This window comes from Rhodococcus sp. BS-15 (assembly GCF_000813105.1).
In the GTDB taxonomy this organism is placed as follows: domain Bacteria; phylum Actinomycetota; class Actinomycetes; order Mycobacteriales; family Mycobacteriaceae; genus Rhodococcoides.
On record NZ_BAOX01000352.1, the window covers coordinates 1 to 4,613 of the forward strand.

At 65.6% G+C, this 4,613-nt stretch carries 2 protein-coding genes, 1 tRNA gene and 1 pseudogene; all 4 read left to right on the plus strand.

What is annotated here, in order from left to right:
• Nucleotides 1-1,117, plus strand: a 1,117-nt coding sequence (locus RHBS_RS24725; RefSeq protein ID WP_236745411.1) for an ABC transporter permease, incomplete at its 5' end; no start/stop codon positions are given.
• Between the two features lie 471 nt (nt 1,118-1,588).
• Nucleotides 1,589-1,664, plus strand: a tRNA-Arg gene (locus tag RHBS_RS24730).
• Between the two features lie 65 nt (nt 1,665-1,729).
• Nucleotides 1,730-3,099 (plus strand): annotated as a pseudogene (locus RHBS_RS24735) (HNH endonuclease).
• Nucleotides 3,100-3,322: 223 nt separating this feature from the next.
• Nucleotides 3,323-4,613, plus strand: a 1,291-nt coding sequence (locus RHBS_RS24740) for a DEAD/DEAH box helicase (protein WP_145977595.1), incomplete at its 3' end; no start/stop codon positions are given.

Here is a 4,613-nt window from a genome sequence, read left to right on the forward strand (position 1 = left end):
TCGCCTCGCCGACCGCCACCATCGAGCCCGCGCCCCGCGGCGTATCTGGGCGACCGTGATGACGATCGTGATCGCGGTGGGAGTCAGTGTGGGAGTGTCGGGTTCGCTGACCAACATGACCGACTCGGCAGCCGAATCGTTGTCGTCCTTGGCCGATACCGACCTGTACGTGTCGATGACCTCGCCCGACGCCATCCCGTCGGGCCCGATCGTTCCCGCCTCTGTCGATGACGCTGTCCGGGCGACACCGGGGGTCTCTCGCATCGTCGAGGGGCAGTGGGCTTATGCCACGATCGACGGCGAGACGGTATCCATCCAGGGCGTCGCCGACGGCAGCAATGCGGTGACTCTCGCCTCGCTATCGGACGATATTCGATCCGGCGTGCTGGCCGGCGACGGAGTGGTGCTCTCGAAGGCGCTCGGCACCACGTTGGGCGTCTCCGAGGGTGACTCCATCGATCTGCCGACGCCGACCGGCGTGCAGAACGTGCGGGTGCTCGATCTGGTCGACTACATCAACGCCGCAGGCGGCACCATGGCGATCTCGTTGGATTCGATGCAGCGGTGGTACGACCGGCCCGGGGCGACCTACCTGGAGATCGGTGTCGACGGAGACGTTGCCGCCGTGCAGGATTCACTTCGTGCGGCGCTGCCACCCGAGGCCTTCGTCTACACCGGCGCTGCCGCTCTCGAGGGCACGAGTGCCGCCATCCGACAGTCCGGCGCATTGGCGATCGCGTTGCAGTGGATCGTCGCGCTCGTCGCTGCCGTCGCATTGCTCAACACGTTGACACTGTCGGTACTCGAGCGTCGACGCGAACTGGGGGTACTGCGCGCCATGGGCGGCGGCCGCGGAACCCTGGCGCGAATGGTGCTCGCCGAGGCACTGTCGGTCGGCATCGTCGGTGGTGTCCTCGGCCTGATCATCGGTGCGGGGCTGCAATACCTGAGCACCCTGATCCTCGGAGCCAGCATCGGAATTCCGGTCGCCTACACCGCGAGTTGGTCGGTGCTGCTGTACGGACTCGTCGCCCTCGGCCTGTCGCTGTTGGGTTCGGCTCCGCCGGCCGTGCACGCCTCGCGACTGAACATCGTGGACGCTATCGCGGCGGATTAGGTGGTGGGGATGGGGCTGCGCTCCGGCTGCGGGACCTCGGGATTGCGGGACCTCGGGATCCGACGGGGCTTCGGGATCCGCAAACGCGCGCGCGTTTGTCAGGTGCGAGCGGAATAGACAGCGATACGACGGCGATCTTGCGTGCGTCTGGCAACTGCGCGCGCGTTTGCAGGAGGAGGGCGACGACATTCGACGCCTTCGCCCGCGATATCCAGTGCTTCGTCGGCCTCGAATCGATCGCCGATTTCACCGCTCACCAGCACCGCACCGCCCTGAACCTGATCGCGTCGCTGACCGGGACTGTGACGACCAGCGGCAACCTGCTTCACGATCGACACGGTTGGCCGCTAGACTAGCGAGCGCGATGTGGGCCGGCTGTGCACCGTGGCAGCAAGCTCATCCGCAACCGATTGTTCGATGGAACGAAAGCCGTTGCTGCACAACGACTTCGGATCACGAGAACAATCACCAGCCTTCGTAGCTCAGGGGATAGAGCAACCCTCTCCTAAAGGGTAGGTCGCAGGTTCGAATCCTGCCGAGGGCACCACCGAAACGATTCCGCGATTCTCCCCCTCCTATTGCGCAACCCTGAAAACGCCCGTACTATCGAACATGCATTCGAGTACTGGGGAGGAACTCGTGGTCACAGCCGTACAAGATTCACCACTCACGTCCGATGAAGTGCTGCGCTTCGTTGCGCGCCTTCAGTCATCGGAGTTCGATCTCGACGCAGCAGCGGGCATCGATCTGATCTCGGCACTCGAGACGATCAAGTGCGCCAGCGTGGCAGTTCAAGCCGTGGTGACCGACGCCGTGGCGACGACCATCAGCAATGAACGCCGCGAGCGCGGTAAGCCGAAACCGCAGTGGCGCATCGGTATTGCGTCGCAGATCGGCCTGGCCCGACGCGAATCACCGAACCGCGGCGGCACCCACCTCGGCCTTGCTCGCGCCCTTGTGCACGAAATGCCGCACACCCTGGCGCGCCTGAAAGCCGGGGAAATCAACGAATGGCGCGCATGATCCTCGCTCGCGAAACCGCATGCCTCACCGTCGACGACCGCCGAACCATCGACGAACGACTGTGCGCCGACCCCGCCACACTGGCCGGTGCCGGCGACCGCTCCATCGAAGGCCGGGCCCGAGCACTCGCCAACGAACTCGACGCCGCCTCCCAGGTGAAACGACGCGCCAAGGCCTACGCCGCCCGCCGCACCAGCACCCGCCCCGCACCCGAGTCGATGGGCTTCTTCACCGCGCTCACCTCGATGGAGAAGTCGGTCTGCATGTGGGCAACACTGCGACGCGACGCCGACACTCTCATCAATGCAGGCGGTGAGACACGAACCCGCGACCAGATCATGGCCGACCTCGTATTCGAGCGCATCACCGGCGCATCCGCAACACAGGGTCCTCCGGTGACCGTCGACATCGTGATCTCGGATTCCACCCTCCTCGCCGGCGGTGACACGTCCGCATACATGCACGGCTATGGCGACATTCCGTCCGACGTCGCACGGCAACTCATCCGAGACACACTCGACAGTGAGACGCACGTCGCATTGCGCCGCCTCTACGCGCATCCGACGTCCGGCGCACTGACGGCAGTGGAGTCCACATCACGCGCATTTCCGACAGCGCTGGGACGCCTCATCGATCTTCGAGATCGCACCTGCCGTACTCCGTGGTGCGACGCACCGATCCGTCACCACGATCACATAAGACCACACTCCGCAGGCGGCAGAACGAGCGCCGAGAACGGCGCAGGCCTTTGTGCCGCATGCAATTACGCGAAAGAGGGCGAGGGCTGGACGGCCGAGGCCTTACGAGACAAACGCAACGCGCGACACCGCTACGTACTCATCTCACCCACCGGGCACACCTACGACTCGAGTGCGCCGCCGATGCCGGTGGTCGAGCTCTACAACTCGACGATCGAGAACGTGATACTCGAAGGACTCTTCGACTTCGACGCCGCGTGATCAGCGACGGCGGGAACAGAGCTGTCCACAACTCGGTTACACTCGTCAACGACGCGCGTAGCTGCACGTCAGACGTCGTGGAATGCTCCCGAACCTCCATGTGCACCCTGCACAGGCTTCTCTTACGGCGATCGAAACTGCCCACCGGCAGTCTCGCCACCTTGCATCTCGGCCCGAAGGCCCGCAGGTGCAACACCCTGCCCGAAAGGCACTTTTCATCACTATGACGACCCCACAGACTTTTTCTGCACTCGGTGTACCCCAGGCCATCGCGGATGTACTCGCGAGCCAGGGCAAGACCGAAGCATTCCCCATCCAGGCCGATACGCTCCCCGACACACTGCAGGGACGCGACGTGCTCGGACGCGGAAAGACCGGCAGCGGGAAGACACTCGCCTTCTCCATCCCGATGGTCGCTCGCCTCGCCGGCCAGCTCCCCGGTAACCGCAAGCCCGGCCGCCCCCGCGGCCTGATCCTCGCGCCGACGCGTGAGCTCGCCACCCAGATCGCCGTCGCGATCGAACCCCTTGCCTCCGCATACTCGCTGAAGGTCACCACGATCTTCGGTGGCGTCTCGCAGGTCCGCCAGGTCTCCGCACTCAAGGGCGGAGTCGACATCGTCGTCGCCTGCCCCGGTCGCCTCGAAGACCTGATGAAGCAGCGTCACCTCACCCTCGACGGCGTCCAGATCACCGTCCTCGACGAGGCAGACCACATGGCCGACCTCGGGTTCCTGCCCGTCGTCACCCGCATCCTCGCTGCCACCCCGGACAAGGGCCAGCGCATGCTGTTCTCCGCGACCCTGGACAACGGCGTCGACAAGCTGGTCAAGCGCTTCCTGCACAACCAGATCACACACTCCGTCGACGAGGCCACGTCGCACGTCGAGGCCATGACACACAGTGTGTTCGAGGTCGACGGCGTCGAGGCCAAGAAGAAGCTCGTCCACCAGCTCGCCTCCGGCACCGGACGCCGCATCCTGTTCATGCGCACCAAGCACCAGGCCCGCAAGCTCGCCAAGCAGCTCACCGACGCCGGAATCCCGTCCGTCGATCTGCACGGCAACCTCTCGCAGGCCGCACGTGACCGCAACCTCGCCGCGTTCTCCTCCGGCCAGGCCCGCGTTCTCGTCGCCACCGACGTCGCAGCCCGCGGCGTCCACGTCGACGACGTCCAGCTCGTCGTCCACGTCGATCCCCCGGCCGAGCACAAGGCATACCTGCACCGTTCCGGCCGCACCGCACGCGCGGGAAGCGCCGGAGACGTTGTGACCGTCGTCCTGCCCGAGCAGCGCAAGGACACCGCAGTCCTGCTGCGCAAGGCCGACATCAAGGTCACGCCCATCCGCGTCACCGCCGACTCGCCCGCAGTGGCGAATCTCGTCGGCGAGCAGGCCCGCTACGTCCAGCCCGCACCGAAGGCCGAGCAGGCACCGGCTCGCACCGCGAATCCTCGCAACAGCAACAACGCGCGACGCGGCGGCCCGGCTCGCAGTGGTGGACAGCCCCGCAGTG